General features: G+C 68.4%; 7 protein-coding genes. 1 reads left to right on the forward strand and 6 read right to left on the reverse strand.

Going from position 1 to position 4,978, the window contains the following annotated elements:
* Positions 1-759, forward strand: a 759-nt coding sequence (locus tag ACFQEU_RS11235) for a CARDB domain-containing protein (protein ID WP_379782154.1), incomplete at its 5' end; no start/stop codon positions are given.
* 119 nt (positions 760-878) lie between these two features.
* Here the strand turns inward: ACFQEU_RS11235 and ACFQEU_RS11240 are convergent.
* From ACFQEU_RS11240 to ACFQEU_RS11265, 6 genes are all read right to left on the reverse strand, one after another.
* Positions 879-1,307, reverse strand: a complete 429-nt coding sequence (locus ACFQEU_RS11240) for a rhodanese-like domain-containing protein (protein WP_379782156.1) — start codon at positions 1,305-1,307, stop codon at positions 879-881.
* Entirely contained in the window at positions 1,307-1,633 is a 327-nt protein-coding gene (locus ACFQEU_RS11245) for a cupin domain-containing protein (RefSeq protein WP_379782158.1), read from the reverse strand. The genes ACFQEU_RS11240 and ACFQEU_RS11245 overlap by 1 nt, the downstream gene beginning before the upstream one ends.
* Positions 1,634-1,709: 76 nt before the next feature.
* Complete coding sequence (locus ACFQEU_RS11250; protein WP_379782160.1) at positions 1,710-2,789, reverse strand: alpha/beta fold hydrolase; 1,080 nt, start codon at positions 2,787-2,789, stop codon at positions 1,710-1,712.
* A 231-nt stretch (positions 2,790-3,020) separates the two neighbouring features.
* Positions 3,021-3,257, reverse strand: coding sequence for a hypothetical protein (locus ACFQEU_RS11255; protein WP_379782162.1), 237 nt, complete (start codon positions 3,255-3,257; stop codon positions 3,021-3,023).
* A 186-nt stretch (positions 3,258-3,443) separates the two neighbouring features.
* Positions 3,444-4,358, reverse strand: coding sequence for a decarboxylating 6-phosphogluconate dehydrogenase (locus ACFQEU_RS11260; RefSeq protein ID WP_379782164.1), 915 nt, complete (start codon positions 4,356-4,358; stop codon positions 3,444-3,446).
* Between the two features lie 62 nt (positions 4,359-4,420).
* A partial coding sequence (locus ACFQEU_RS11265; RefSeq protein WP_379782166.1) for an SLC13 family permease occupies positions 4,421-4,978 on the reverse strand: 558 nt, incomplete at its 5' end.

A 4,978-nucleotide genomic window follows, 5' to 3' on the forward strand; every position in this document is an offset into this window, starting at 1 on the left:
GAGACGCCGGCCCAGGTCGGCTACGGCCTCGCCGCCGACGGGATCCGTGCAAGCGGCGAGTACCGCGACCGCCCGGTCGACCGCGACCCGGTTCGGCTCGTCGAGAACGAGAGCCTCGGCGTGGACCTCGCCGTCTCCAACACCGGGGGGACAACGGGGAGCTATGAGGTGTCGCTGTACGTCGACGGCGAGCCCGTCGACACGCGGTCGGGGAGCGTCGAGGCCGGCGACGAGACGACGGAACGGTTCGAGCACGCGTTCGCCGACCCCGGCGAGTACACGGTCCGGGTCGGGAGCGAGACGCTCTCGGTGGTCGTCGACGAACCCGGGTCGGTGGCCGTCCGTGACGTCTCGATCGACGCCGATCGCATCGTGGCGGGTGACTCCGTCCTCGTGCGCGCGACCGTCGGGAGCGACGGAGCGATCCCGGCGGGCGGATCGGTCGAGTTCCGCGTCAACGGCGAGTCCGTCGGGTCGGAGCCGGTCAGGCTCGACGCGGGAACGGAGGGGACAGTCGAGCGCGAGGTCGCCCTCAACGACTCCGGAGCCGTGACCGTGAGCGTCGCCGGCCCCCTCGGTGAGGCCTCCGTGAGTGTCCAGGTCGAGGACGCCGTCGACGGCGATGCCGGGGACGGTTCCGCGGGCGGAAGCGACGAAACGGCCCCGGGCGACGTGGTGTGGAGCGTCCCCGGTTTCGGCGCAGTCGTCGCCATCGTCGCGTTGCTCTCGGCGATCGCCGTGCTCGGTCGACGGGACTGAGCGAGGCTCGGCCCGGCACGACCCAGTCCGGCCCGACACGAGCCAACGCGTCAGCCGACTTCCGCACGGTCCGGTGGTTCCACCGGTTCAGGGTCCCCGCCAGACTGCCGCGCGGTCCGTCAGAACGGCGCGTCCGGGCCCTCTTCGGCTCCTTCCTCGTCGCGTTCGGCAGACCTGTCCGTTCGTTCGAGCGCCCCGACGTCGCGTTCCCACGCCTCGATCCCGCCGCGAAGGCTCTCGACGCGGGTGTCGGCCGTCCCCTCGTAACTGCCGATCAGCTGGGCCGCCTGCTTGCTGGCGATCCCGTGCGGGCAGACCGTGACGACCCGCTCCGCGCCCTCCAGCTCGGCGATCCGTGTCGTGAGCTCGGGGAAGGGGATCGACTCGCTCCCCGGGAGGTGCCCGCGGTCGAACGCCCGGCGGTCGCGGATATCGACGATCCGAACCCCGGAGCCGGAGGTGTCCTTGGATCCGGCGTCGCCACCGCCGTCGTCGCGGCCGACACCGACCAGATCGGCCAGTTCGTCGGGGTCGATCTCGCCGTCCATCAGGGGAGCGGACAGAGGCTCGCGGTGAGCACGGCGCGGTCGTCGGTGTCGTTTCGCGCCCCGTGGACGTCGCCGCGTTCGTTGAGGCCGACGGCCGGCGCGGCGAGCCGCTCGCTCTCGCCGTCGCGGACCACGGTCGGCTCCCCCTCCAGCACGTGGAAGACGTTGGTCGCGTCGGCGTGCTCGTGGGCGTCGATCTCCCCGCCGGGTGCGAGGACGAACGCCTTCACGAGCACGTCGTCGGTGACGACGAGCTCGGCGGTCGCGACCTCCCCGTCGACCGGGTCGAGGTCGTCGACGGCGTCTGCGTATCGGTCAAGGGCCATACCCGGTCGGTCGGGCCCCGAGAAATAAAAGGCGTCGTCGAGCGGGGGATCGTCGATGGGGAGGGTTGGGGCCGCGTCACTCCCGCGCGCCGGGCGGGAGCGGGTCGGCATGGTCGGCGATGGCGTCCGCGACCCGGTGGGGCTCCTCGTGGATCACCCAGTGTGTCGCGGTGTCGACGGTGATCAGTCGGCCGTCCGTACAGTACTCGACGCTGTCGGCCGCGAGCCGTTTCTCTAAGAACTGGTCGTTCGCGCCCCAGATGACGAGCGTCGGGACCGATACCTCGGGCGTCGCCGGTTCAGGTCGGTCGCGCACGATCGCGCGGTACCAGTTCACCATCGACTCGAACGCTCCCTCCCGGTTCCACGCCCGCCGGTACCGCCGGAAGTCGTCCGCGTCGAACGTCCCGGGATTGCTGGTCTCCCGGAGGCTTCGGACTGCGAGCCGCCAGTCCCCCGCGCTCGCGACCGCTTCGGGGAGCGTCGGCAGCTGGAAGGCGAGCACGTACCAGCTCTTGAGCCGTTGGCTCCAGGACTCCTGCAGGGCGCGCTGGAACACGGTGGGGTGAGGGACGTTGACCGCGACGAACTCCGAGAGGCGGTCGGCGTGGTGGATCGCGAGCCACCACCCGACGGCCGCCCCCCAGTCGTGACCGGCGACGGCCGCGGTCTCCCGACCGTAGGCGTCGATCAGCCCGACCACGTCGCGGGCGAGCTCGCCGATCCGGTAGTCCGCCACGCGCGGGGGTTTCGCCGAGAGGTTGTAGCCGCGCTGGTCGGGGACGACCACCCGGTATCCCGCGTTCGCGAGCGGGGCGATCGTCTCGTGCCAGCCGTACCAGAACTCGGGGAACCCGTGGAGCAACACCAGCAGCTTCCCGTCTTCCGGACCCGCCTCGACGACGTGGAGGTCCACCCCGTTCGTCCGGACAGCCCGCGACCGGCCCGGTACCGACGCGGGGATCTCGTCGTCCGGGATCGGTTCCGGGACCGTCCCGCCGGTCGGGACGAACGCGGCGTCGCCCTCTCCGTCGCGGGTCCCCTCGACCCGATCGGTATCGCCGGTATCGCTCCCGGACCGATCGTCGCCGCCCGGCCGATCGTCGCCGGACCGATCGTCGTCGTCCGAGGGCGTCTCGATAGGGATATCGACCATACACACCGTTCGTCCGCCGTCGCCTAATAGATGCACCTCCGCGATGTCAGTACATATACCCTGTATCGATCCGGTATATAAACGCACGCGGCCGTGCCAGTATATAACTAAAAGACCCTGTGTAAATTCATCAACATTGACCTGAGGCGCGTGCTGAACACAGGGCGCGAATTGGCCGTGTACTATCTATCAAGTAGGTGGATTCGCCAACAGTATGGACAAGTAACAAGCCTACCCGGCGAAGTCGTCAGCTGCTGGCTTTAGATAACCCAACTCGCGGAGTCGGTCACGCAACTCATCGTCAGAAACTGCTTCGCTGACTGCCACACTCAGGTCTTCGTTACGCTGTTCAAGGATGCTGAGCAGTTGTCTCGCAGTCCTGAGTTTGTAACTTGCGTCCGGGTTCTCTATATCTTTTTGAACTTGCTCTAACAACTCCTCTATCGTCATGAGCACATCCACTGTCATGAGCTAACTACGAGAGCGAGTGTCATATAGATGACTGGCGATTCCCAGAATTCTGAGAGATGTAATCTCTCTATTCAGCACGACGCGAGAGACCTATCACCAATTGAGGATTTCAACAGGGTCAAATAGAACTGTTCGAAGCGAATAACTGGAGCCGCTCTGGAGTATATAACTGAATTCGACTACCTACTCCCCGTCCCGCCGAGCGACTTCGTGACGGCCGAACCCGTATCGGAGCCGGTTCGCGAGCCGCCGGGAGAACCGTCCCTCGTTGCGGGAGTCGAACCGCTCGGCGAGCGCGCCGTATATAAGTGGCACCGGCACCTCCTGTTCGAGCGCTTCTTGGACCGTCCACGTACCCGTCGACCCGCCGGCGACGTGGTCGGCGACGTCGCCGAGGTCGGACCCCTCCTCGGCGAACGCCTCCTCACACAGCTCCAGCAGCCACGACCGGATCACCGCGCCGTTGTTCCAGGTGCGAGCCACGGACTCCATATCGAGGTCGTAGCGGCCGTCGTAGAGTAGTTCGAACCCCTCGCCGTACGCCTGCATCAGGGCGTACTCCACGCCGTTGTGGACCATCTTCACGTAGTGGCCCGCGCCCGACTCGCCCATCCGGTCGTGGCCGTCAGGGCCGGTGGCGACCGCGTCGAACACGGGCGTCATCGACTCGTATGCGGGTTCGGGACCGCCGATCATCAGCGAGAAGCCCTCCTCGGCGCTCGCGGGGCCGCCGGAGGTGCCGCAGTCGAGGTAGGCGGCGTCGGTCCCCTCGGCGCGCCGGACGGACGCCTCGAAGTGGGAGTTGCCGCCGTCGACGATGACGTCGTCGCCCGAGAGGTGGGGTTCCAGGTCGCCGAGCGTGGCGTCGACCGCGTCGCCCGCGGGCACCATCAGCCAGATCCGTTTCCCCCCCTCGTCGCCCGCCGCCAGCCGATCACACAGGTCCGCGACGGAGTCCGCCGGCTCCGCGCCGTTCTCCGCGGCTTCCGCGGTCGCCTCCGCCGAGAGGTCGAACGCCACCACGTCGTGGCCCGCGTCCATCGACCGGTTCGCGACGATCTGCCCCATCCGCCCGAGTCCGATAACGCCCAGTTGCATGGTCGGAGGGTGTCGGGCGGCGGCCGTAGTGGTTCCGGTTCCGGCGGCGGACCGCGGTCCGATCACCCCCAAACGAACGGGAGCCACCAGACGACGCCGACGACGATGACGGCGGTTCCGGTGACGCTGACGGCCGCCCCGACCTTCGCCATCTCGGGGATGGAGAGATATCCGGACCCGAACACGATGGCGTTGGGCGCGGTCGCCACCGGGAGGACGAACGCGAACGACGCCGCGAGTGCCACCGTCGCCATCAGCGTCAGCGGCGGCGCGCCGATCGACGTCGCGACCGCGACCGCGATGGGCGTGAACACCGATGCCGTGGCCGTGTTCGAGGTGACGTTCGTCAGGACGACCACCGTGACCGCGAGCAGGACGACGAGCCCGACAAGCTCCGTCATCCCTGCCCCGGTGATCAGGTCGGCGGTTCGGCGGTCGAGGCCGGTGCGCTGGAACGCACGGGCGAGCGCGAACCCCGCGCCGAGCAGGAGCAGCACGCCCCACGGGAGCCGAAGCGCGTACTCCCAGTCGAGCAGGAACTCCCGTCGACGGGCGTTGACCGGGACGAGGAACGCCGCGATCCCGCCGGCGATCGCGATCGTCGCGTCCGTCACCTCGGG

The organism is Halorubrum tibetense (assembly GCF_042661865.1).
Taxonomy (GTDB): Archaea; Halobacteriota; Halobacteria; order Halobacteriales; family Haloferacaceae; genus Halorubrum; species Halorubrum tibetense.